Source organism: Stutzerimonas stutzeri, assembly GCF_002890915.1.
GTDB lineage: Bacteria > Pseudomonadota > Gammaproteobacteria > Pseudomonadales > Pseudomonadaceae > Stutzerimonas > Stutzerimonas stutzeri_AF.
On record NZ_POUT01000008.1, the window covers coordinates 80232 to 101109 of the forward strand.

Consider the following 20878-nt stretch of genomic DNA (forward strand, 5'->3'; position numbering starts at 1 on the left):
ATCAAATGAAATTACATGAGTTTGTTTCATTGGAAACCGGCACGCAGAATCGTCGCATTCATGCAGAACGACATTCGGAGTGAAAAATGGCTGTAGCGCATAACCTCGGGTTCCCCCGCATCGGTGCCGACCGCGAATTGAAAAAAGCGCTGGAGGCGTTCTGGAGGGGCGAGCTGGACGAAGCGGGATTGCGCCAGGTCGGGCGCGCGCTGCGTGCGGAACATTGGCGGGTGCAGGCCGAGGCCGGCATCGAGCTGCTGTCGGTGGGCGATTTCGCCTGGTACGACCAGGTGCTGACCCACTCGCTGATGTTCGGCGTGATCCCGCCGCGCTTCCGGCCTGCCGACGGCCAGCCGACCCTGGACACCCTGTTCGCCATGGCGCGGGGCGTGGCGAAAAGCTGCTGCGGCGGCGCACAGGCGCAGGAAATGACCAAGTGGTTCGATACCAACTATCACTACCTGGTCCCGGAATTCACTGCCGACCAGCAGTTCCGGCTGTCCTGGACCCAGCTGTTCGAGGAAGTCGAGGAAGCGCAGGCGCTGGGATACGCCATCAAGCCGGTGCTGATCGGCCCGCTGACCTCTCTCTGGCTGGGCAAGCTCAAGGGCGAGGTCGATTTCGACAAGCTGGAGCTGCTCGAACGCCTGCTGCCGGTGTACGGCGAAATCCTCGAGCGGCTCGCGGCGCAGGGCGTCGAGTGGGTGCAGCTCGACGAGCCGATCCTCGCGCTGGACCTGCCGCAGGACTGGAAGAACGCCTTCGAGCGGGCCTACAACCTGCTGCAGCGCGCGCCGCTGAAGAAGCTGGTCGCCACCTATTTCGGCGGCCTGGAGGACAACCTCGGCCTGGCCGCGACACTGCCGGTGGACGGTCTGCATATCGACCTGGTGCGCGCACCGGAGCAGTACCCGGTGATTCTCGACCGGTTGCCGGCCTACAAGGTGCTGTCGCTGGGGCTGGTCAATGGTCGCAACGTCTGGCGCTGCGACCTGGACAAGGCGCTGGAGGTGGTGCGGCATGCCGCCGAGCGCCTCGGCGAGCGCCTGTGGCTGGCGCCGTCCTGCTCGCTGCTGCACAGCCCGGTGGACCTGCAGCGCGAGGATCGGCTCGACGACGAGCTGAAGAGCTGGCTGGCCTTCGCCGTGCAGAAGTGCGCCGAAGTCGCCACGCTCGCCCGTGCCGTCGATGCGCCGCAGGATGCCGGGGTCCAGGCGGCGCTGGCGCAAAGCCGCGCGGTGCAGGCGGCGCGGGCGCAGTCGCCGCGTATCCACAAGCCCGCGGTGCAGGCACGCCTGGCCGCCATCGAGTCGCGGCACAGCCAGCGGACTTCGCCCTTCGCGGTGCGGATCGAACAGCAGCGGGCGCGCCTCGATCTGCCGCCATTCCCCACCACCACCATCGGTTCGTTCCCACAGACGCCGGCGATCCGCCTGGCGCGCCAGGCCTACAAGCAGGGCAAGCTGTCGCTGGGCGACTACAGCGAGGCGATGCAGGCGGAAATCCGACATGCCGTGGCGGTGCAGGAGCAGATCGGCCTGGACGTGCTGGTGCATGGCGAGGCGGAGCGCAACGACATGGTCGAGTATTTCGCCGAGCAGCTCGACGGCTATGCCTTCACCCGCTTCGGCTGGGTGCAGAGCTACGGCTCGCGCTGCGTCAAGCCGGCGGTGATCTACGGCGACCTGAGCCGGCCGCAGCCGATGACGGTGGAGTGGATCCGCTACGCCCAGCAGCAGACCGGCAAGGTGATGAAGGGCATGCTCACCGGCCCGGTGACCATGCTGATGTGGTCGTTCGCCCGCGAGGACGTGCCGCGCGAAGTGCAGGCCCGGCAGCTGGCGCTGGCGATCCGCGACGAGGTCTGCGACCTGGAGGCCGCCGGCATCCGCATCATCCAGATCGACGAGGCGGCGTTCCGCGAAGGCTTGCCGCTGCGCAAGGCCGACTGGCAGCACTATCTGGACTGGGCCGTGGAGGCGTTCCGCCTGTGCGCCAGCGGGGTGCGCGACGAAACCCAGATCCATACCCACATGTGCTACAGCGAGTTCAACGACGTGATCGAGTCGATCGCCGCGATGGATGCCGACGTCATCACCATCGAGACCTCGCGCTCGCAAATGGAGCTGCTGGAAGCCTTCCGCGCCTTCGACTATCCCAACGACATCGGCCCGGGCGTCTACGACATCCACTCGCCGCGGGTGCCGGATACCGCGGAGATGGTGCAGTTGCTGGAGAAGGCCGCCGAGCGCATCCCGGCCGAGCGCCTGTGGGTCAACCCCGATTGCGGGCTGAAGACACGCGGCTGGGCGGAGACCGAAGCGGCGCTGGTGAACATGGTGGCGGCGGCGCGGCGGTTGCGGGGCTAGGCCGAGAGCGCATTAGCGTGGTGGTGCGCTGCACCTGTAGGCGCGAGCTTGCTCGCGATCAGCGGGCAGGATCGCCAGCAAGCCGGCTCCTACGGGTAATGCCTTTCAGCCCTGGGCGACCCGTTCGAATGTCGTCAGGCGGTCAGCGGAACGCCCGTCCAGGTAGCGCTGCAGGCGTTCGCACTCGTCGGGCTGCATGAACAGCCCGAGCTTGCTGCGGCGCCAGAGGATGTCGTCCAGGCTCAAGGCCCACTCCTCGACGATCAGGTAGTCCACTTCGCGAGCGTACAGGCCGGCGCCGAAGCACTCGCCGAGGTCTTCCAGCCCTTGCGTGCCCTTGAGCAACAGCCAGCTGCGGCTGCCGTAGCTGCGCGCCCAGCGCCGGGCGATCGGCCCCGGCAGCCAGGGATAGCTGGTGCACAGGGCATCGGCGAGGCTGGCGGGATCGCTGAGGTTTTCCCCGCCGGGCAATGGCGCATCCCGCGTCCAGGCCGGCTGCATTTCCGGGAACAGCGGTGCCAGCTCCGCCAGCGCGGCTTCGGCGAGCTTGCGGTAGGTGGTCAGCTTGCCGCCGAACACCGAAAGCAGCGGCGCTTCGCCCGGCTGCATGCTCAGCGCCAGGGTGTAGTCGCGGGTGATGGCCGAAGGCTGGTCGGACTCGTCGTCGCACAACGGCCTGACGCCGGCATAGCTGTGGCGGATGTCGGCGCGTGTCAACGGATGCCGGAAGTGGGCGTTGACGATGGCCAGCAGGTAGTCGATCTCGTCGTCGGTGATCTTCACCCGGGCCGGGTCGCCGCGGTATTCGTGATCGGTGGTGCCGATCAGGCTGAACTGGCCGAGATAGGGGATCACGAAGACGATGCGCCGGTCCTCGTTCTGCAGGATGTAGGCGTGTTCCCCCTCGTAGAGCTTCGGGACCACCAGGTGGCTGCCCTGGATCAGGCGGATGCCGTGGGCTGGGACCTGCCTGAGTTCGTCCCGGATGAATTGTGCGACCCAGGGGCCGGCGGCGTTCACCAGCGCGCGGGCACGGATGGAGAGGCGGCTGCCGTCCATCCGCTCCAGATGCAGATGCCAGAGGCCCTTGCTGCTGCGCGCGCTGACACAACGGGTGCGGGTGTGGATGTGCGCACCGTGCTCGCGGGCGGCCATGGCATTGAGTACCACCAGCCGGGCGTCGTCGACCCAGCAATCGGAATACTCGAAGCCTTGGCTGATCTCGGCCTTGAGCGGGCTGTCGGCGGCGAAACGCAGGCTGCGCGAACCGTCCAGCCTTTCCCGCTTGCCGAGGTGGTCGTAGAGAAACAGGCCGGTGCGGATCATCCACGACGGGCGCAGGTGCGGGCGGTAGGGCAGCACGAAGCGCAGCGGAGTGACGATGTGCGGAGCCTTGGCCAGCAGCACTTCGCGCTCGGCCAGCGCTTCGCGCACCAGCCGCAGGTGGTAGTGCTCCAGGTAGCGCAGGCCGCCATGCACCAGCTTGCTGCTGGCCGAGGAAGTGTGCCCGGCCAGGTCGCCCTGCTCGCAGAGAAACACCGAGAGGCCACGGCCGGCGGCATCCGCGGCGATTCCGGCGCCATTGATGCCGCCGCCGACCACGGCCAGGTCGTAGACTTCCGCGAGCGGAGCGAGAGGAGGATGATTCATGAGCGCTGCTAACCACCGATTCGTTGGCCTGCCAGGGTCCGTTCCCGTCTCGTTCGCGGCTTGCGACGAAACGGGAACAGCCCCTAAGGTACAGGCATTCATCACCACTCGTACTACAAAGCAATGACACCCGCCATCGACCTGCTGAAGAAAGCCCGTGCCGAACACCGCGTGCACGCTTACGAACATGACCCCAAGTCCGCCTCCTACGGCCTGGAGGCGGCGGAAAAGCTCGGCCTGGAGCCGGCCCGGGTCTTCAAGACGCTGCTGGCCTGCAGCGAGAAGAACGAGTTGCTGGTGGCCGTGGTGCCAGTGGCCGGAACGCTCGATCTCAAGGCCCTGGCGCAGGCGGCGGGGGTGAAGAAGGCGGAGATGGCCGATCCGCTGGTGGCCCAGCGTGCCACCGGCTACCTGGTCGGCGGCATCAGCCCGCTGGGGCAGAAGAAACGCCTGCGAACCTTCATCGACAGTTCCGCACAGGCGCAACCGACCATCCATGTGAGCGCCGGCCGCCGGGGGCTCGAGGTGGAACTGGCGCCGGCGCTGCTGGCCGAGCATACCCGGGCGGTTTTTGCCGATATCGGGCGTGGTTGACGCCGGGGCGTCGAGCCAACCTGTCGGTATCGCCCACAATGATGGCGCCGAGCTATATTGAAGGCCATTCCGGTCCTGAAGAGCGGGTGCGCTCGTGAACCCTTCTGCCGTACTCCCCAAGCCGGGGGCGTCCTTCGCCCGGCGTGCGTTCTACCCGCGTGCCATCGGCCTGGCGGTGGGATTCTTCTGCGTCGCCGCGGTGTTCTGGTCGCGCGAAACGCCCCTGTGGCTGTGGGGACTGCTGATCGCCTTCTGCTACCTGTGGCCGTCGGTGGCGCTCTATCTTTCCCGGCGCTCGCGTTCGACGTCGCTTCTCGAAAAGCGTTTCGTGCTGTTCGACTCGCTGATGGGCGGCTTCTGGATCGCCACCATGCAATTCAATGTGCTGCCCTCGGCGGTGCTGCTGTCGATGCTGGCGATGAACAATACCGCGACCGGCGGTGCGCGCTTCGTCCTGCAGGGGCTGGTGGTGCAATTGCTGGGCATGCTGGTCTCGGTGCTGCTGCTGGGCTTCGGTTTCTCCCCGCAAACCAGCCAGGCGCAGCTGTATGCCTGCCTGCCGATGCTCATCGTCCATCCGCTGACCATCGGCATGGTGCTCTATCGCCTGGCCTATCAGTTGGGCGAGAACAAGCGGGCGCTGCGTAGCCTGAGCCGCACCGACAGCCTGACCGGGCTGTTCAATCGTGGCTACTGGAACGAACTGCTGCAGCTGGAGTTCTCCCACTGCAAGGGGGCCGGAGGCGTCGCCAGCCTGGCGCTGATCGACCTGGACAACTTCAAGCACGTCAACGACCGCTATGGCCATGTCCTCGGCGACGAGTTGCTGCGTCAGGTCGGCCAGTGTATCCGTCGCAACCTGCGTGCCGAGGATATGCCCGGCCGTTACGGCGGCGACGAGTTCTGTGCGGTGCTGCCAGGGGCGCGCGCCCGGGATGCCTGGGAGGTGCTGGAGCGCCTGCGCGACGAGATCGCCGAACTGGACTTCCCCCTGGCACCCAAGCTGAGCGTCAGCCTGAGCATCGGCATCGCGGAGTTCGATCCAGGCATGGACGATGCGCTCGGCTGGCTCAAGGCGGCCGACCAGGCGCTTTACGAAGCCAAGCGCCAGGGGCGCAACCGGATCGCCATCGCCGAGTGGCAACGGCCGCCCGAATTGACGCTGGTCGCCGACTGATCGGCCCGCTGCCCGGCGCCGGAAGCTGCGCTAGCCGACGATGCGCCGCAGCTGCGCCTGGGTATCCAGTGCGCCCATCATGGTTGCCGCGGCCAGTGGCGTGGCGCCGCCGGCGTCCGTGGCGCGCGGATCGGCGCCCTGGGCGATGAGGTATGCGACGATTTCCGTGCGGTTGAACATGGCGGCCATCATCAGTGCGGTCTTGCCGTCTTCGCAGCGGCCCTCGACGTCGGCGCCGTGCTCCAGCAGCAGCTCGATCATCGCCAGGTCGCCCTTGAAGGCCGCGCCGGCCAGTGGTGTGTGGCCACGGTGGTTGCACAACTGCGGGTCGGCGCCGTACCCCAGCAAGGTGCGGACGGCCTCCCGATGGCCGTGGTAGCTGGCGAGCATCAGCAGGCTGTCGCCGGCATGATTGCGCAGGTTGGCCGGCATGCCTTGTACCAGCAGCTCGCCGAGGCGGGCGCTGTCACCGCTGCGCGCGCTGTCGAAGACCTGCTCGGCGAAGGCCAGTGTGGCGTCATCCAGTTCCGGGGTGTGCTTGGGGGCTTGCGACATCGCGGCTTCTCCGTTGGCAAGGTGGCGAATGCTTTCGCCGTGTCGGTCGCCATTGTCTTTCCGGCGACCGGGGCGTGCCAGCGAAGCCTTTCTATGCGCGGCATAGGCGGGCTTTATCCGGCGCCCGGAGCGGACGCCGGATATCGCGTTCAGAGGGTGCGCAGGAAGGCGACCAGGTCGGCCTTCTCCTGCTGGTTCAGGTTGCGCTGCAGGACCAGGTTGAAGAATTCCACGGTGTCTTCCAGGGTCAGCAGGCGACCGTCATGCAGGTACGGCGGCGACTCCTTGATGCCGCGCAGGGGGAAGTTCTTGATCGGCCCGTCGCCAACCGCCATGACGCCGTTGTATTCCTGCGGCTCGTAGAAACGCTCGGTCTTCAGGTTGTGCATCAGGTTGTCGGTGTAGTAGGGCGGTACATGGCAGCCGGCGCAGGCACCCTTGCCATGGAAGATCTTTTCGCCGCGCAGCTCCTGTTCGCTGGCCTTGGCCGGATCGAGGCGGCCGTCGACGTTGAGCTTGGGCGCTGGCGGAAAGTCGAGCAGTGCCTGGAACTCGGCCATGAAGTGCACCTGGCTGCCGCGTTCGAGAATGTTCACCCCCTTCTTCGTCGCCAGCACCGGATCGCCATCGAAGTAGGCGGCGCGCTGCTCGAACTCGGTGAAGTCCTCGACCGATTTCAGCGCCCGCTGGGAGCCGAAGATCTGCTGGATGTTCACGCCGCGCAGGGTCGGGGTGTCGATGCGGTGGCGGAATTTCTGTGGGCGCACGTCGCCGGCCAGGTGGGTGGCGGCATTGGTATGGCCGTTGGCGTGGCAATCCAGGCAGGCGACGCCGGTGTGCGGGTGCTCGCTGCGGCGGTCGTCGGTGGCATTGAACTGCTGCTGCGGGAACGGCGTCACCAGCAGGCGCAGGCCTTCGAGCTGCTTGGGATTGAGGATGCCGTTGAACAGCTCGAAGAAGTTGCGGATGTTCACCAGCTTGCCCTGGGAGACGTCGCCCAGGTCCGGCCGGGTGGTGAGGAAGATCGGCGCCGGGAATTCGGGGAGGAAATGGTCCGGCAGGTCGAAGTCCAGGTCGAAGCGGGTGAGGTCGCGCCCCTCGATCTGCTTCACCTCGTCGATGTGGAACTGCGGAAAGACCATGCCGCCCTCGGGATGATTGGGGTGGGGCAGCGGCATGAAACCGAGGGGGAAGCGCTTCTGCTGGCGGATGTCCTCGGGGCTCAGCTTGGCCAGGTCATCCCAGCTCGTACCGCTCGGCAGCTTGACCCGCACGCCGCCCTGGATCGGCTTGCCGCGGCTCATCTGCAGGCCCTCGACGGGCTTGTCCGCAAGGTCGTAGCGCTGCTCCAGCAGGTCCTGGTGCTTTTTCAGAATGCCGTCCTTGTCGGCCGACATGCGTTGCATGATCGTCTCGAACTTCTCGGTGATCACCACGGGGGAATAGCTGGTGGGGACCTCGTCGTCGGCGGCTTGGGCGCCGGAACACGTGAGGGCGATGCCGAGCGCGACGGCGAGGCAGGCCCCGGATTGAGGTGCAGTCATCTTGTTCTTCTCCTCGGTGGAAGGGCTTACGGACGGACGAGCCGTAAGACAGGCCTAGGACAGAACCGCCGAGGGAGAAAATAGAGACAAACTATCGGATGGATTGATTTTTCAAGCGAACCGGGGCTGCCATCGGGAAGGGCCCTGACATGGGCCTTCGCGGCTGTCGTGGCGCATTGCTTTATAACGATGTCTTTTCAAGGCGGGCCGTTTATCTACCAATCGGTAAAAGGCAATGCGCCATCTTCCCGGCCATCGGCTGCCGCGGCTGTGGCACCATGCGCGGCTGGACCCTGCCACGCATTCGTTCATGAAACCCGAAGACCTCCAACGCCTGCTCACCCAGACGATGCCCTATGGCAAGTACAAGGGACGCCTGATCGCCGACCTGCCCGGACATTACCTCAACTGGTTCGCCCGGGTCGGCTTCCCGCCCGGCGACCTCGGCCGCCTGCTGGCACTGATGCAGGAGATCGACCATAACGGCCTGTCGCCCCTGCTGGAGCCGCTGCGGCGAAATGCCGGCAGGGGGTAGGTTGTCTGCGCCTGGCGGACGCGTTGGGCTTCGCGGTGCTCAACCCAACCTACGTGTGCAATGGCCGGTAGGTTGCGGTTGAGGCGCGCAGCGCCGAAGCCCCGGGTCTGACTCCACGCTCGTCGGGCTTCGCGGCTCCCCCGATCTACGACTCCGCGCGCAGCGCTTCGAGCGACGGTGCGGCATAGATGCCCACCTCCACCGCCAGTTGCAGCACCCGTTCCAGGTCGCAGGTGTAGACCAGCACTGCCTGCAGTTCGTCGTCCAGTGGCTCGCTGAAGTCCACCAGCACGTAGCCGCCTTTCTCCGGATAGAGACTGCTGAGCTGGACCTGGATGCGGTTCAGCGCCTTCAGTGGCTCGGTCTTGGCAAGCTGCTTGGCCTTGAGCACGAAGGCAACGTCCTTGCCGAAGGAGGCGACGATCTGGCTGAACAGCTGCTCGTAGTCGTCGCCCTGGAACAGCACGGTGTCCGGCAGGCTGCCGACCACCACCCATTCGCCGAGCGGGATCGGGAAGTCGTCGTCGTAGTTGATATCGGGATTGGCCAGCAGGAAAGCCTGCGGGTCGGCATAGGCCTGGGCCGCCTCGTCGGCTATCCGGCTGATTTCCTCCTCCGTCATGCAGCCCGAGCTGATGAGCGTGAGCAGTTCGAGGAGTGGGGCTTTCATGGGGAGATCCTGCGGGAGAGGGCGCACAAGCATAACCAAGGAGCGACTCGGCACGCACGCGCGGCACGGCATTGTCGCAGTGTTTTGCTGGGTTATATTCGAATGAGTTCTAAGCTTATTCTTTTTCTGGAGGTCGGGCGGAATGCTGTGATAGCTTCCATCGGTGCGACAAGTCGCCACGGCCGTTTCGCCGAGAGCATCGAGCGAAGCGATGCCAAGGCGGGCGACACGATAATAACGACAGCGCTGACGAGGCTTTCTTACATGACATTTCCCCGCTGGCCCCTGGCAGGCGTGGCTGCATTGTTGCTGGCGATGCAGGCACAGGCTGCCGATGGACAAAAGATCTACACACAAGGAGGTGCCAATCCCGCCGCCATGGCTTGTGGCACTTGCCATGGCGCCGATGGGATGGGCATGGCGGCCGGTGGTTTTCCGCGCCTGGCCGGTCTCGCGGCTGGCTACAGCACCAAGCAGCTCGCGGATTTCCGTTCGGGGAGCCGGGCCAATCCGATCATGCAGCCGATCGCTGCGGCATTGAGCGACGAGGAGATTCAGGCCGTTACCGCGGCGCTGGCGGCGATGCCCGTGCCGCCCATGGCCGGTGTCGGGCGTGGCGAGAAAGCCGAAGGCGCCGGTGAGGTCCTGGCCCTGCGCGGCGCCTGGGAGCGCAACATCCCGGAATGCGTCGCCTGCCACGGCCCCGGGGGCGTCGGTGTCGGCGAGAGCTTCCCGCCGCTGGCCGGGCAGTCCGCGCAGTACCTTCGGGCTCAGCTCGATGCCTGGCGCCAGGGAACCCGCAAGAACGACCCGAATGACCTGATGGGCCATATCGCCCGCTCGATGACCGATGCCGAGGTTCAGGCCGCATCCGACTATTTCGCCGGCCTGGGGCGCAAGGAGGCCAGCCAATGAAAGCCGTGATGTCCGCACTCCTGGCCATGACTGTTGGCGGCTCGCTGCACGCCGCCGAGATCAGCATGGACGACCAGTCGCAACTGACGCAGAAAGCCTCCAGGACGGCAGGCGAGGCGTATTTCCAGCCGCCGCAGGAAAAAGACCTGCCGGCCAATGCCTATGGTGAGCTGGTGAAGCAGGGCCGGGCGATCTTCGTCGATACCCAGAAATACGCAGCGGAATATGTAGGCAACGGCATGAACTGCACCAACTGCCATATCGAGCAGGGGCGCAAGGCCAATTCCGCGCCGCTCTGGGGTGCCTATCCGATGTACCCGGCGTACCGGAAGAAGAACGACAAGGTGAACAGCTATGCCGAGCGCATGCAGGGCTGCTTCCAGTTCAGCATGAATGGCACGCCACCGGCGGCCGACAGCCATGTGATCAACGCGCTGACCGCCTATTCCTACTGGCTGTCCAGCGGCGCGCCGACTGGCCAGGAACTGCCGGGGCGTGCCTATCCGGAAGTGCCGCAGCCCAAGGGCGGCTTCGATATCGCCAAGGGACGGCAGATCTATGCCGAGCAGTGTGCGGTCTGCCACGGTGACGATGGCCAGGGGCAGAAGGCTGGTGACACCTACGTGTTCCCGCCGCTGTGGGGCCGGGACTCGTTCAACTGGGGCGCCGGGATGCACCGCATCAACACGGCGGCGGCCTTCATCAAGGAAAGCATGCCGCTGGGCAAGGGCGGCACGCTCGGCGACGACGAGGCCTGGCACGTGGCGGCCTACATGAACAGCCATGAACGGCCGCAGGACCCGCGTCTGGTCGAGGGGTCGGTGGAGAAGACCCGGCTTCGCTACCACGCCAACGATGGCGTCAATCTGTACGGCCAGAAGGTCGATGGCGTCGTGCTGGGGCAGGGGATCGAGTGACCCGCCAGGCAGCCTGATGCAACGCGAGGGCGCCTGGGGCGCCCTCTTTGCATTTCAGACTGTACGGTCACTGAACAATGTGCCTGACGATTCGGCTCCTTGGCCCATCAAACTGCGCAATGTTACGGATTCTTTCGGCTTTTCGTGCACAATAGCCGCCATAAGAAGGCGCTGGAATGATCGGGATTGGCTCTGGGCCAACGCTCCATCCCAACGTCAGTACGATCAGCCAATATGCGAGAGGAACGACCGTGCATAACGTCGTCATCAGCGGTACCGGCCTTTACACCCCTGCCAGCAGTATCTCCAACGACGAGCTCGTGGAGTCTTTCAATACCTACGCTCATCGCTTCAACAACGCCAACGCCGCCGCCATCGAGGCCGGCGAGATCCAGCCGCTGCCCGAATCCAGCTCGGCCTTCATCGAGAAGGCCTCGGGCATCAAGAGCCGCTACGTCACCGACAAGGCCGGCATCCTCGATCCCGAGCGCATGGTCCCGCGGATTCCCGAGCGCGGCAACGACGAGTGGTCGATCCTCTGCGAGATGTCGGTCAAGGCCGCCGAGCAGGCGCTGGCGCGCGCGGGCAAGACCGCGGCCGACCTGGATGGCGTGATCGTCGCCTGTTCCAACCTGCAGCGTCCCTATCCGGCCATCGCCATCGAGGTGCAGGCGGCGCTCGGCATCAAGGGCTTCGGCTTCGACATGAACGTGGCCTGCTCCTCGGCCACCTTCGGCATCCAGAACGCGGCCAACAGCGTCAAGCTCGGCCAGGCGCGGGCGATCCTGATGGTCAACCCGGAAATCTGCACTGGGCACATGAACTTCCGCGACCGCGACAGCCATTTCATCTTCGGCGACGCCTGCACCGCGGTGATCATCGAGCGCGCGGACCTGGCGACTTCCGCCCATCAGTGGGATGTGGTCAGCACCAAGCTGGTGACCGAATTCTCCAACAACATCCGCAACAACTTCGGCTTCCTCAACCGCGCCGCCGAAGAACACATGAACGACCCGGACAAGCTGTTCATCCAGGAAGGCCGCAAGGTGTTCAAGGAAGTCTGCCCGATGGTGGCGCAGCTGATCGGCGAGCACCTGGGCGAGAACGGCATCGCGGTGGAGTCGGTGAAGCGCTTCTGGCTGCACCAGGCCAACCTCAACATGAACCACCTGATCGTGCGCCGGCTGCTGGGCCGCGACGCCACCGAGCAGGAGGCGCCGGTGATCCTCGACAGCTACGCCAACACCAGTTCGGCCGGTTCGGTGATCGCCTTCCACAAGCACCAGGACGACCTGCCCAGCGGCAGCCTCGGGGTACTCAGCTCGTTCGGCGCCGGCTATTCGATCGGTAGCGTGATCCTGCGCAAGCGCTGATTTCCGGGTCAGCGTTGCCCGGTCAGTTCCTGCATGCGTTGCAGCACGGCGTTCATGCCGTTGCTGCGCGACGGCGAGAGCTGCCGCGACAGGCCGAGGCGGGCGAACCAGTCGGCCACGTCGACCGCCGCCAGCGTGCCGGCATCCAGGCCATCGACCCGCGCCAGCAGCACGGCCAGCAGGCCGCGCAGCAACCGGGCGTCGCTGGTTGCGCGGAAATGCCAGCGACCGCCCTCCTGCTCGCCGAGCAGCCAGACGCGGCTCTCGCAGCCCGCGACCAGGTTGGCGTCGCTGCGTTCGTCGTCGGCGACCGGCTCCAGCCGCTCTCCCCACTGCATCAGCAGGCGCGCACGCTGCTCCCAGCCGGGCGCCTGGTCGAATGCCGCCAGGGCTTCGCGGGCGACTTGTGGCAATTCGTTCATCGCAGCAGCTCCAGGGCCTGGTCCAGCGCGGCGAAGAAGCGTTCGAGGTCCGCGCCGTCGTTGTACAGCCCGAGCGAAACGCGGGTCGCGCCCTCAAGGCCGAGGTGCTTCATCAAGGGCATGGCGCAATGGTTGCCGCTGCGTACGGCGATGCCCTGTTCGGTGAGCAGGTGGCCGAGGTCCGCATGATGCACGCCGTCGACCACGAAGCTGGCCAGCGCCGCCTGCGGTGCGCCAAGCAGACGGATGCCGGCGCGTGCTTCGAGGCCAGCAAGCAACTGGGTATGCAGGGCCTGCTCGTGCGCGCCGACGGCGATGCCATCGAGGCTCGCCAGGTAGTCCAGCGTGGCGCCGAAAGCGATCACTCCGGAAATCGGCGGCGTGCCGGCCTCGAAGCCCAGTGGCGCGGCATGGAACTCGGCGCTCTGGTAGTCGGCGATCCGCACCATCTCGCCGCCGAACTGCCAGTGGTGCAGCTGCAGCAGTGATTCGCCGCGGCCATAGAGGGCGCCGACGCCGTCCGGGCCGTAGAGCTTGTGGCTGGACAGCACGTAGAAATCACAGCCCAGCGTGGCCATGTCGTGGCGGCCATGGACCACGCCCTGGGCGCCGTCGACGACGGTCAGCGCACCCCGGGCCTTGGCCAGGGCCAGCAAGCGCACGAGCGGCTGCCAGCTGCCGAGCACGTTGGACAGCTGGCTGACGGCGAGCAGGCGGGTACGCGGGCCGATCAACTCGGCTGCCGCGTCGAGATCGATGCGCCCGGCGGCGTCGATCGGCAGTACCACGAGGCGCGCGCTGCGGCGCCTGGCCAGCTGCTGCCAGGGCAGCAGGTTGGCGTGGTGTTCGAGGGCGCTGATGACGATTTCGTCACCGGCTGCGATCAGGTGCTCCAGGCCATAGGCGAGCAGGTTCAGCGCCTCGGTCGCGCCGCGGGTGAAGACGATCTCGGTCGGGCTGGCGGCGTTGAGCCACTTGGCCAGCTTGATCCGTGCATCCTCGTAGGCGCGGGTGGCGCGTTCGGCGGGCTGGTGCTGGGCGCGGTGCACGTTGGCGGCGCCGCAGGTGTAGTAGCCGGTCAGGGCGTTTATCAGCGCCTGCGGCTTCTGCGCGGTGGCGGCGCTGTCGAGATAGGTCTGGCCCTGCGCTTCGAGCACGGCCAGCGCGGGGAAATCGGCGCGCCAGGGGGAAACAAGCATAGCGGTAAGCCTGAAGCTGGAAGCTGGAAGTCAAGACAGCTCGCTGTTACTTCCAGCTTCTAGCTCATGGCTTCCAGCTTGCGATCAGTTATGCGCGTGCAGCGCCTCGTTCAGTTCGATGGCCGACTTGTGGGTCTTGCACTCCACGGCGCCGCTCTGCGAGTTGCGGCGGAACAGCAGGTCGCTCTGGCCGGCCAGTTCGCGGGCCTTGACCACCTTCACCAGCTGGTCGTTCTCGTCGAGCAGGCTGACCTTGGTGCCGGCGGTGATGTACAGGCCCGATTCCACGGTGTTGCGGTCGCCCAGCGGGATGCCGATGCCGGCATTGGCGCCGATCAGGCAGCCTTCGCCGACGGAAATGACGATGTTGCCGCCGCCGGAGAGGGTGCCCATGGTCGAGCAGCCGCCGCCCAGGTCCGAACCCTTGCCGACGAACACGCCGGCCGAGACGCGGCCTTCGATCATGCCCGGGCCTGCGGTGCCGGCGTTGAAGTTGATAAAGCCCTCGTGCATCACCGTGGTGCCTTCACCGACATAGGCGCCGAGGCGCACGCGGGCGGTATCGGCGATGCGCACGCCGGCCGGCACCACGTAGTCGGTCATCTTCGGGAACTTGTCCACCGAGAACACTTCCAGCAGATCGCCCTTCAGGCGGGCTTCCAGCTGGCGCTCGGCCAGTTCGCCGAGGTCCACCGCGCCCTGGGTGGTCCAGGCGACGTTGGGCAGCAGCGGGAAGATGCCGGCCAGGTTCAGGCCGTGCGGCTTGACCAGGCGATGGGAGAGCAGGTGCAGCTTGAGGTAGGCCTCGGGCGTCGAGGTCAGCGCCGTGTCCTCGGCCAGCAGGGTGGCCACCAGCGGCCGCTGGCTTTCCGCCAGGCGGGTCAGCAATGCATGCTGGGCGGCATCCAGCGGTTTCAGCGCATCGGCCAGTTGCGCGGCCTGGGTAGTGGTGATGGCGATCGCCTGGTTGCCGCCGGCATAGCCCAGCAGCGGCGCGATGGCGGCGACCAGTTCGCCGGCCGGCTGCAGCAGCGGCTGCGCGTAGAACACTTCCAGCCAGTCGCCCTGGCGGTTCTGGGTGCCGACGCCGAAGGCGAGGCTGAAGAGAGTTGCAGACATGGGATTATCCTTTTTAGTGGCCGCGCCGACGCTGCGGGCGGCTGTCAGTTCGGGGTTGCCAGTGCGGCAGCGTAGAGATCGGGCTTGAAGCCGATCAGGGTTCTGTCGCCCAGGTCGAGTACCGGGCGCTTGATCATCGACGGCTGGGCCAACATCAGCTCGATGGCCCTGGCCTGGTCAAGATCGGCCTTCTGCGCGTCGTCCAGCTTGCGGAAGGTGGTGCCTGCACGGTTGAGTATGGTCTGCCAGCCGTGTTCCTCGCACCACGCTTCGAGGTGGGCGCGGTCGATGCCGACGCTCTTGTAGTCGTGGAAGTGATAGCTCTGCCCGTGTTCGTCGAGCCAGTTACGCGCCTTCTTCATGGTGTCGCAGGCCTTGATGCCGTAAAGGCGCAATCCCTGGTTTTCTTCGGACATAGAACGACTCTCCAAGACTCCTGCAAAACTGGACGGCGGATTATGCCATGGGTGGCCGGCCAGTGCCGCCGCCTTCGCCCGCTCAATGTTTGCCTGCCTCGCCCAGGGCCTGCTCGACGGCGCGCTCACTCTCCGGGCGCACCACGCGCGCGAGTTCCTGGCCCTTTTCCAGCAGAATCAGGGTCGGCCACAGCTTGACCCGGAACGAACGCCCCAATGGCCGGCCGGGGCCATCTTCGATCTTCAGGTGGCGGATGCCCGCGCGACCGGCCAGCGCGGCGGCCAACAGCGGTTGCGCGGCGCGGCAGTGACCGCACCAGGGCGTGCCGAACTCCAGCAGCACGGGGCCGTCCATGGCATCCACCTCGGCGCGGGTCGGTTCGATTGGTGCGTAGTGTTCATTCATGACCATGTGAACTCTCCTGGTTGCCCATGAAACGTCAGAGCGTCCTTCGAGTGGGTCGGTTCAGGCAAGGGCTTCGACCTTTTACACGGGTGTTGTTGTCCATTGATGACAATCGCAACGGTGAGGTGGCGGGTATGGCACGCAAGCATTTCGAGAACTTCGAGGCGATCTCCTCGGCGGTGCCGGCCGGGGATGCATTCGAGGCGGTGATCGCCCTCAAGCGACGCGACGGTGACGAGCACCTGCATATCTTCAAGGTCGCCAACGGCCGCACCTATGCACTGGCATCGGAGGCCGAGGCGATTGCCGAGGCGGCTTTGACTAAAGTGATAGAAGTCAGCGACGAGGGCCAGCTGATCTGGGAAGAACACGCCATCTGACCAAGGAGGCGCAGCATGAGCGAACATGACGAGCGTATCGACGAGCAACACGGCGACGACCAGCCAGCGCCTTGCGACCAGCACCAGGGCGCGGACGTGCCGGAGCACATGAAACCGGAAAACCTGGAAAAGCTACGCGATTACGGCAAGGACGGGATTCCGCCCGGCGTTGCCTGAGCCGGCGTGAACCGGACGCCGGGGCGTCCGGTTCACGCCGGGCTTGTCAGAGGCTGGCGACGAAGGCGCGGATACGCTGCGCGGCCTCGATGCATTCGGCCAATGGCGCGACCAGCGCCATGCGCACGCGCCCGGCGCCCGGGGAGAAGCCATCCACTTCGCGCGACAGGTACGAGCCGGGCACCACGGTCACATGCTCGCGGGCGAACAGCTCACGGGTGAACTGCTGGTCGTCCATGGGCGTTTTCGGCCACAGGTAGAAGCCGCCGTCCGGGCGTTGCACGTCCATGACCGGCGCGAGAATCTCCAGCACGGCATCGAACTTGGCGCGATAGAGCTCGCGGTTGGCGCGCACGTGGATCTCGTCGTTCCAGGCGGCGATGCTGGCCAGCTGCGTCTGTACCGGCATGGCGCAACCATGGTAGGTGCGATAGAGCAGGAAGGCCTTGAGGATGTCGGCATCGCCGGCGACGAAGCCCGAGCGCAGCCCCGGCAGGTTCGAGCGCTTGGACAGGCTGTGGAAGACCACGCAGCGCTTGAAATCGTTGCGGCCCAGTGCGGCGCAGGCGCTCAGCAGGCCCGCCGGGGGATTGGCTTCGTCGAAATACAGCTCGCTGTAGCACTCGTCCGCGGCGATGACGAAGTCATGCTCGTCGGCCAGCGCGATGAGCGTCTGCAAGGTCTCCAGCGGCACCAGCGCGCCGGTCGGGTTGCCGGGCGAGCAGAGGAAGAGGATCTGGCAGCGCTGCCAGACGTCGGCCGGCACCGCGTCGAAGTCCGGGTTGAAGCCGTTCTGCGCCAGGCACGGCAGGTAGTGCGGCGTGGCGCCGGCGAGCAGCGCCGCGCCTTCGTAGATCTGGTAGAAAGGGTTGGGGCTGATCACCAGGCCGTCGCGTTCGCGCTCGACCACGGCCTGGGTGAAGGCGAACAGCGCTTCGCGCGTGCCGTTGACCGGCAGTACCTGGCGCGCCGGGTCCAGCGCGCCTTCGGCCAGGCGGAAACGCCGCTCGCACCAGCCGGCGATGGCCTCGCGCAGCGCCGGCAGGCCGAGCGTGGTCGGATAAACGGCCAACTGGTCGAGATTGTCCGCCAGTGCCTGGGCGACGAAATCCGGCGAGCGGTGCTTGGGCTCGCCGATCGACAGGGCGATCGGGCGCTTGTCGGCCGGTGGCTGGATGCCGGCGAGCAGGCCGCGCAGTTTCTCGAAGGGGTAGGGGTGCAGCAGGTTCAGGGCGTTGTTCATGGATACTGTTCTTTCAGGACAGGTGACGCGCGGCGAACGCCCCGCATTGGTGAATTCAGTCGTCGCGCGCGCCGCCGTAGTACGCGCAGCCGCGCAAGGTCTGGCCACCCAGGCGCAGTTCCGCCGTCAGATGGCTGATGGTGCCGCTGGCGCTGTCGACGCAGCGTTGCGGCGCGACCCAGAACTCCAGCTGCAGGCCGTTGGCTTCGCTGCTGAGGCTGAGCTGGCCGCCGGGCAGTTGCTCTTCCAGGTAGGGCAAGGCTACCGGCGGTTGGCCTTGGCGCGCGAGTAGCAGGCCGCGCGTGGTCGCGTTCAGCATCCAGCCCGGCTCGTTGCCGCTGGCCCGTAGCAGCAGATGCTTGAAGTCTTCATCGTTGCAGCCATGGCCTTCGCGCTGCAGGCGGTACACACGGCTCAGTGCCAGTTGACCGTCGATGCCCGGGCCCGGCTGGCGGAGCGTGCCGCGCAGATCGGCGAACAGGCGATCGTCGCTGCCGACCATCAGCGCCAGTGCGTCATCCGGCAGGCCGGTGGCGGCCGGGTCCAGCAGTTTCAGCGTGCGCTGCCCCTGGCAACTGCGAAACTGCAACTGGCCGTCGACCAGTCGTACCTCGCCCTGCAGCCGTTCGGTGGGCGGCGAGGTGGGGGTGCGCTCGGCGAAGAACGACTGGCAGCCCGCCAGAGGCAGAAGCAGGACGAGCAGCAGGTTGCGGGAAAGGGCCATCGAAGCACTCGGCGATTTAGAACGAAACGGCAGCCGTGGAAGGCTGCCGGGAGGATCAGTTGCCTTTGACGGCCTTGCCGCCGACGCTGCCCTCTTCGAGCATGATCTGGTATTCCTTGCCGTCCTTTTCCACCTGGTGCAGGCGGACCAGCAGGTAGTCCCAGTCCTTGGCGAACCAGAGGATGGTTTCGCGCTTGCTCTGGGTCGGATCGCGTACACGCTCGACCTTGATGGCGTCGACCTGGCCGGCCCTGGTGCTGACCTTTTCTTCGCCGAGGACGCGGAAATCGTAGGTCTCGATCTCGTCGCCATCGACCACCTGGTAGCTCATGCTCTGCTTGCCGGCCGCCACTTCATGCTGCAGTGCCAGCTGATAGGTGGATTTGTCCAGCAGGCCGCGGTGCAGCGGCAGGTTGACCGGATCGCCCCGATCGTTGCCTTCGACCTGCTTGCTTTCCCAATCGAAGCGCTGTTCGACGCGCTTGCCCTTGCCGAGGCCGCTGCGCTTGAGGCGGTAGGATTCCGGCAGGAAGGTGTCGCCTTCGGTGCGGAAGGTGCTGCGCTCGTTGAAGCTGGCGACCAGCATGGAGGCCTCGAAATCCAGGCGCCACAGGCCGTTGTCCAGTTGCTCCAGGCTGCGCTCGGCGGTGCCGCTGACCGGAACCTGTTTCCAGTCGGCGGTATAGCTGGCGGTAAAGGGCTTGAGCTCCAGGGCATGTGCCGGCAGGGTCAGCACGGCGAGGGCGAGCAGCAAGGCGCGACGCATGGTATCTCCTAGGTTCTGATCGGATAGCCTGAGGCCGGTAGGACGGCGCCATCCAGCATCGCGCCTTGTTCGGCGAGGCGCAAGCGCCCTTCGGCGAACCAGCGCATGGCGAGTGGGTAAATCTGGTGTTCTGCGGCATGTACCCGCTGGGTCAGGCCGTCGAGGGTTTCTCCGGGCTCGATCGCCAGCGTCGCCTGGATCGCCACCGGGCCGCCGTCCAGCTCCTCGGTAACGAAGTGCACGCTGCAGCCATGTTCGCGGTCGCCCGCTTCGAGGGCGCGCCGGTGGGTATCCAGGCCCTTGTACCGGGGCAGCAGCGACGGATGGATGTTCAGCAGGCGGCCGTGGTAATGACGGACGAAGCCGGGGGTGAGGATGCGCATGAACCCGGCCAGCACCACCAGGTCGGGCTGGTGGGCATCGATGGCCTCCATCAGCGCGGCATCGAACGCCTCGCGATCGGTGAAATCCCGGTGCGACAGCACCTGGGTGGGGATGCCTGCCGCCTGGGCCCGCTGCAGGCCGTAGGCGTCGATGCGGTTGGAGATCACCGCGCGGATGCGGGCGGGATGGTCTTCATTCTGGCTGTCGATCAGGGCCTGCAGGTTGCTGCCAGACCCCGAGATCAGGACGACGACGTTGCAGGCCATCAGTGGGCTTTCAGGTTGTTCAGCACGACGCGCTCGGCCTGTTCCGTCGCAGCGGCGATCCGGCCGATGACCCAGGGCGCTTCGCCGGATGCGCGCAGGTTGGCGAGGGCGGCGTCGACCTGCTCCTGGGCGACGCAGATGACCATGCCGACACCGCAGTTGAGCACGCGGTGCATCTCGTGCTCGTCGACGTTGCCCTGTTCCTGCAGCCAGTCGAACACCGCCGGGCGCGTCCAGCTGGCCACGTCGATCACCGCCTGGGCGCCTTCGGGCAGCACGCGCGGGATGTTGTCGAGCAGGCCGCCGCCGGTGATGTGGGCCATGGCCTTGACCGCGCCGGTGTCCTCGATCAGCTTGAGCAGCGGCTTGACGTAGATGCGCGTCGGCGCCATCAGCAGTTCGGTCAGCGGCTTGCCGTCGAGCTGGATGTTCTCGATGTCGGCGCCGGCGACCTCGATGATCTTGCGGATCAGCGAGTAGCCGTTGGAGTGCGGGCCGGAGGAGGGCAGGGCGATCAGCGCGTCGCCGGCCTGCACCCTGGAGCCGTCGATGATCTCGCTCTTCTCCACCACGCCGACGCAGAAGCCGGCCAAGTCGTAGTCTTCGCCCTCGTACATGCCCGGCATTTCGGCGGTTTCGCCGCCGACCAACGAGCAGCCGGCCAGTTCGCAACCGGCGCCGATGCCGGTGACCACGGTGGCGGCCACGTCGACGTTGAGCTTGCCGGTGGCGTAGTAGTCGAGGAAGAACAGCGGCTCGGCGCCGCACACGACCAGGTCGTTGACGCACATGGCGACCAGGTCCTGGCCGATGCTGTCGTGCTTGTTCAGGTTCAGCGCCAGGCGCAGCTTGGTGCCCACGCCGTCGGTGCCGGACACCAGCACCGGCTGCTTGTAGCCCGCCGGGATTTCGCACAAGGCGCCGAAGCCGCCCAGGCCACCCATCACTTCAGGGCGCGCGGTGCGTTTGGCCACGCCTTTGATGCGTTCGACCAGCGCTTCGCCTGCATCGATGTCGACGCCAGCGTCCTTGTAGCTGAGGGAGGGTTGCTTGCTCATAGAATCCGGACCTGTGAAA

Annotated in this window: 23 protein-coding genes; 9 read left to right on the top strand and 14 right to left on the bottom strand. The window is 66.2% G+C overall.

The window, feature by feature from the left end; genetic code table 11:
• Positions 1-86 precede the first annotated feature (86 nt).
• Positions 87-2369, top strand: coding sequence for a 5-methyltetrahydropteroyltriglutamate--homocysteine S-methyltransferase (gene metE, locus CXK94_RS14705; protein ID WP_102894919.1), 2283 nt, complete (start codon positions 87-89; stop codon positions 2367-2369).
• A 105-nt stretch (positions 2370-2474) separates the two neighbouring features.
• Here the strand turns inward: metE and glpD are convergent, their stop codons facing one another.
• Positions 2475-4019, bottom strand: coding sequence for a glycerol-3-phosphate dehydrogenase (glpD, locus tag CXK94_RS14710; protein ID WP_102894920.1), 1545 nt, complete (start codon positions 4017-4019; stop codon positions 2475-2477).
• A 123-nt stretch (positions 4020-4142) separates the two neighbouring features.
• On the opposite strand from glpD, the gene ybaK reads away from it, so the two are divergent.
• Both ybaK and CXK94_RS14720 read left to right on the top strand, forming a co-directional pair.
• Positions 4143-4613: a Cys-tRNA(Pro) deacylase gene (gene ybaK, locus CXK94_RS14715; RefSeq protein WP_102894921.1), complete on the top strand. Its 471-nt coding sequence runs from the start codon at positions 4143-4145 to the stop codon at positions 4611-4613.
• A 94-nt stretch (positions 4614-4707) separates the two neighbouring features.
• Entirely contained in the window at positions 4708-5790 is a 1083-nt protein-coding gene (locus CXK94_RS14720; protein ID WP_102894922.1) for a diguanylate cyclase, read from the top strand.
• Between the two features lie 30 nt (positions 5791-5820).
• Here the strand turns inward: CXK94_RS14720 and CXK94_RS14725 are convergent, their stop codons facing one another.
• Both CXK94_RS14725 and CXK94_RS14730 read right to left on the bottom strand, forming a co-directional pair.
• Complete coding sequence (locus CXK94_RS14725; RefSeq protein WP_102894923.1) at positions 5821-6345, bottom strand: ankyrin repeat domain-containing protein; 525 nt, start codon at positions 6343-6345, stop codon at positions 5821-5823.
• Positions 6346-6494: 149 nt separating this feature from the next.
• Complete coding sequence (locus CXK94_RS14730) at positions 6495-7889, bottom strand: cytochrome B6 (RefSeq protein WP_102894924.1); 1395 nt, start codon at positions 7887-7889, stop codon at positions 6495-6497.
• Positions 7890-8199: 310 nt separating this feature from the next.
• On the opposite strand from CXK94_RS14730, the gene CXK94_RS14735 reads away from it, so the two are divergent.
• A complete protein-coding gene (locus tag CXK94_RS14735) occupies positions 8200-8424 on the top strand; it encodes a DUF3820 family protein (RefSeq protein WP_102895034.1) in 225 nt (74 codons plus the stop codon).
• A 145-nt stretch (positions 8425-8569) separates the two neighbouring features.
• Here CXK94_RS14735 and CXK94_RS14740 read toward each other — a convergent pair whose 3' ends face one another.
• Positions 8570-9094, bottom strand: a complete 525-nt coding sequence (locus CXK94_RS14740; protein ID WP_102894925.1) for a hypothetical protein — start codon at positions 9092-9094, stop codon at positions 8570-8572.
• Between the two features lie 264 nt (positions 9095-9358).
• Between CXK94_RS14740 and CXK94_RS14745 the strand changes: the two genes are divergently transcribed.
• The 3 genes from CXK94_RS14745 to CXK94_RS14755 all read left to right on the top strand — a co-directional run bounded on the left by CXK94_RS14745 (position 9359) and on the right by CXK94_RS14755 (position 12299).
• Positions 9359-10009, top strand: a complete 651-nt coding sequence (locus tag CXK94_RS14745; protein WP_102894926.1) for a c-type cytochrome — start codon at positions 9359-9361, stop codon at positions 10007-10009.
• Positions 10006-10926, top strand: a complete 921-nt coding sequence (locus CXK94_RS14750) for a c-type cytochrome (protein ID WP_102894927.1) — start codon at positions 10006-10008, stop codon at positions 10924-10926. The genes CXK94_RS14745 and CXK94_RS14750 overlap by 4 nt, the downstream gene beginning before the upstream one ends.
• A gap of 251 nt (positions 10927-11177) precedes the next feature.
• Positions 11178-12299: a beta-ketoacyl-ACP synthase III gene (locus tag CXK94_RS14755; RefSeq protein ID WP_102894928.1), complete on the top strand. Its 1122-nt coding sequence runs from the start codon at positions 11178-11180 to the stop codon at positions 12297-12299.
• Between the two features lie 8 nt (positions 12300-12307).
• Here the strand turns inward: CXK94_RS14755 and CXK94_RS14760 are convergent, their stop codons facing one another.
• The 5 genes from CXK94_RS14760 to CXK94_RS14780 form a co-directional block, all read right to left on the bottom strand.
• Positions 12308-12721, bottom strand: a complete 414-nt coding sequence (locus tag CXK94_RS14760) for a SufE family protein (RefSeq protein ID WP_102894929.1) — start codon at positions 12719-12721, stop codon at positions 12308-12310.
• Complete coding sequence (locus CXK94_RS14765) at positions 12718-13920, bottom strand: aminotransferase class V-fold PLP-dependent enzyme (RefSeq protein ID WP_102894930.1); 1203 nt, start codon at positions 13918-13920, stop codon at positions 12718-12720. The genes CXK94_RS14760 and CXK94_RS14765 overlap by 4 nt, the downstream gene beginning before the upstream one ends.
• Positions 13921-14004: 84 nt before the next feature.
• A complete protein-coding gene (gene dapD / locus CXK94_RS14770; protein WP_102894931.1) occupies positions 14005-15039 on the bottom strand; it encodes a 2,3,4,5-tetrahydropyridine-2,6-dicarboxylate N-succinyltransferase in 1035 nt (344 codons plus the stop codon).
• A 44-nt stretch (positions 15040-15083) separates the two neighbouring features.
• Complete coding sequence (locus CXK94_RS14775; protein WP_037038267.1) at positions 15084-15455, bottom strand: ArsC family reductase; 372 nt, start codon at positions 15453-15455, stop codon at positions 15084-15086.
• An 82-nt stretch (positions 15456-15537) separates the two neighbouring features.
• Positions 15538-15867 carry a thioredoxin family protein gene (locus CXK94_RS14780; RefSeq protein WP_102894932.1) on the bottom strand — a complete coding sequence of 110 codons (330 nt, stop codon included), beginning with the start codon at positions 15865-15867 and terminating at the stop codon, positions 15538-15540.
• Between the two features lie 128 nt (positions 15868-15995).
• Here CXK94_RS14780 and CXK94_RS14785 point away from each other — a divergent pair, with 128 nt between their 5' ends.
• A complete protein-coding gene (locus CXK94_RS14785) occupies positions 15996-16241 on the top strand; it encodes a hypothetical protein (RefSeq protein ID WP_037038272.1) in 246 nt (81 codons plus the stop codon).
• Between the two features lie 15 nt (positions 16242-16256).
• A complete protein-coding gene (locus tag CXK94_RS22440; protein WP_164838426.1) occupies positions 16257-16418 on the top strand; it encodes a hypothetical protein in 162 nt (53 codons plus the stop codon).
• 46 nt (positions 16419-16464) lie between these two features.
• Here the strand turns inward: CXK94_RS22440 and dapC are convergent, their stop codons facing one another.
• Genes dapC through purM form a run of 5 tightly spaced genes read right to left on the bottom strand, consistent with a single transcriptional unit; the run spans position 16465 to position 20859 of the window.
• Entirely contained in the window at positions 16465-17661 is a 1197-nt protein-coding gene (gene dapC / locus CXK94_RS14790) for a succinyldiaminopimelate transaminase (protein WP_102894933.1), read from the bottom strand.
• A 55-nt stretch (positions 17662-17716) separates the two neighbouring features.
• A complete protein-coding gene (locus tag CXK94_RS14795; protein ID WP_102894934.1) occupies positions 17717-18385 on the bottom strand; it encodes a COG3650 family protein in 669 nt (222 codons plus the stop codon).
• Positions 18386-18440: 55 nt separating this feature from the next.
• Positions 18441-19151: a DUF3108 domain-containing protein gene (locus CXK94_RS14800; protein WP_102894935.1), complete on the bottom strand. Its 711-nt coding sequence runs from the start codon at positions 19149-19151 to the stop codon at positions 18441-18443.
• Between the two features lie 8 nt (positions 19152-19159).
• Complete coding sequence (gene purN / locus CXK94_RS14805) at positions 19160-19801, bottom strand: phosphoribosylglycinamide formyltransferase (RefSeq protein WP_102894936.1); 642 nt, start codon at positions 19799-19801, stop codon at positions 19160-19162.
• Positions 19801-20859 carry a phosphoribosylformylglycinamidine cyclo-ligase gene (gene purM, locus CXK94_RS14810; protein ID WP_102894937.1) on the bottom strand — a complete coding sequence of 353 codons (1059 nt, stop codon included), beginning with the start codon at positions 20857-20859 and terminating at the stop codon, positions 19801-19803. Before purM ends, purN begins: the two co-directional genes overlap by 1 nt.
• Between the last annotated feature and the right edge of the window lie 19 nt (positions 20860-20878).

Excerpts from the sequence above, each read along its gene's own strand:
- CXK94_RS14745 (WP_102894926.1), top strand. The coding sequence starts at position 9,359 with ATGACATTTCCCCGCTGGCCCCTGGCAGGCGTGGCTGCATTGTTGCTG.
- CXK94_RS14760 (WP_102894929.1), bottom strand. The coding sequence starts at position 12,721 with ATGAACGAATTGCCACAAGTCGCCCGCGAAGCCCTGGCGGCATTCGAC.
- glpD (WP_102894920.1), bottom strand. The coding sequence starts at position 4,019 with ATGAATCATCCTCCTCTCGCTCCGCTCGCGGAAGTCTACGACCTGGCC.
- CXK94_RS14780 (WP_102894932.1), bottom strand. The coding sequence starts at position 15,867 with ATGGTCATGAATGAACACTACGCACCAATCGAACCGACCCGCGCCGAG.
- purM (WP_102894937.1), bottom strand. The coding sequence starts at position 20,859 with ATGAGCAAGCAACCCTCCCTCAGCTACAAGGACGCTGGCGTCGACATC.
- dapC (WP_102894933.1), bottom strand. The coding sequence starts at position 17,661 with ATGAACAACGCCCTGAACCTGCTGCACCCCTACCCCTTCGAGAAACTG.
- ybaK (WP_102894921.1), top strand. The coding sequence starts at position 4,143 with ATGACACCCGCCATCGACCTGCTGAAGAAAGCCCGTGCCGAACACCGC.
- purN (WP_102894936.1), bottom strand. The coding sequence starts at position 19,801 with ATGGCCTGCAACGTCGTCGTCCTGATCTCGGGGTCTGGCAGCAACCTG.
- CXK94_RS14740 (WP_102894925.1), bottom strand. The coding sequence starts at position 9,094 with ATGAAAGCCCCACTCCTCGAACTGCTCACGCTCATCAGCTCGGGCTGC.
- CXK94_RS14735 (WP_102895034.1), top strand. The coding sequence starts at position 8,200 with ATGAAACCCGAAGACCTCCAACGCCTGCTCACCCAGACGATGCCCTAT.
- dapD (WP_102894931.1), bottom strand. The coding sequence starts at position 15,039 with ATGTCTGCAACTCTCTTCAGCCTCGCCTTCGGCGTCGGCACCCAGAAC.
- CXK94_RS14750 (WP_102894927.1), top strand. The coding sequence starts at position 10,006 with ATGAAAGCCGTGATGTCCGCACTCCTGGCCATGACTGTTGGCGGCTCG.
- CXK94_RS14800 (WP_102894935.1), bottom strand. The coding sequence starts at position 19,151 with ATGCGTCGCGCCTTGCTGCTCGCCCTCGCCGTGCTGACCCTGCCGGCA.
- CXK94_RS14725 (WP_102894923.1), bottom strand. The coding sequence starts at position 6,345 with ATGTCGCAAGCCCCCAAGCACACCCCGGAACTGGATGACGCCACACTG.
- CXK94_RS14795 (WP_102894934.1), bottom strand. The coding sequence starts at position 18,385 with ATGGCCCTTTCCCGCAACCTGCTGCTCGTCCTGCTTCTGCCTCTGGCG.
- CXK94_RS14730 (WP_102894924.1), bottom strand. The coding sequence starts at position 7,889 with ATGACTGCACCTCAATCCGGGGCCTGCCTCGCCGTCGCGCTCGGCATC.
- CXK94_RS14775 (WP_037038267.1), bottom strand. The coding sequence starts at position 15,455 with ATGTCCGAAGAAAACCAGGGATTGCGCCTTTACGGCATCAAGGCCTGC.
- CXK94_RS14765 (WP_102894930.1), bottom strand. The coding sequence starts at position 13,920 with ATGCTTGTTTCCCCCTGGCGCGCCGATTTCCCCGCGCTGGCCGTGCTC.
- CXK94_RS22440 (WP_164838426.1), top strand. The coding sequence starts at position 16,257 with ATGAGCGAACATGACGAGCGTATCGACGAGCAACACGGCGACGACCAG.
- CXK94_RS14785 (WP_037038272.1), top strand. The coding sequence starts at position 15,996 with ATGGCACGCAAGCATTTCGAGAACTTCGAGGCGATCTCCTCGGCGGTG.
- metE (WP_102894919.1), top strand. The coding sequence starts at position 87 with ATGGCTGTAGCGCATAACCTCGGGTTCCCCCGCATCGGTGCCGACCGC.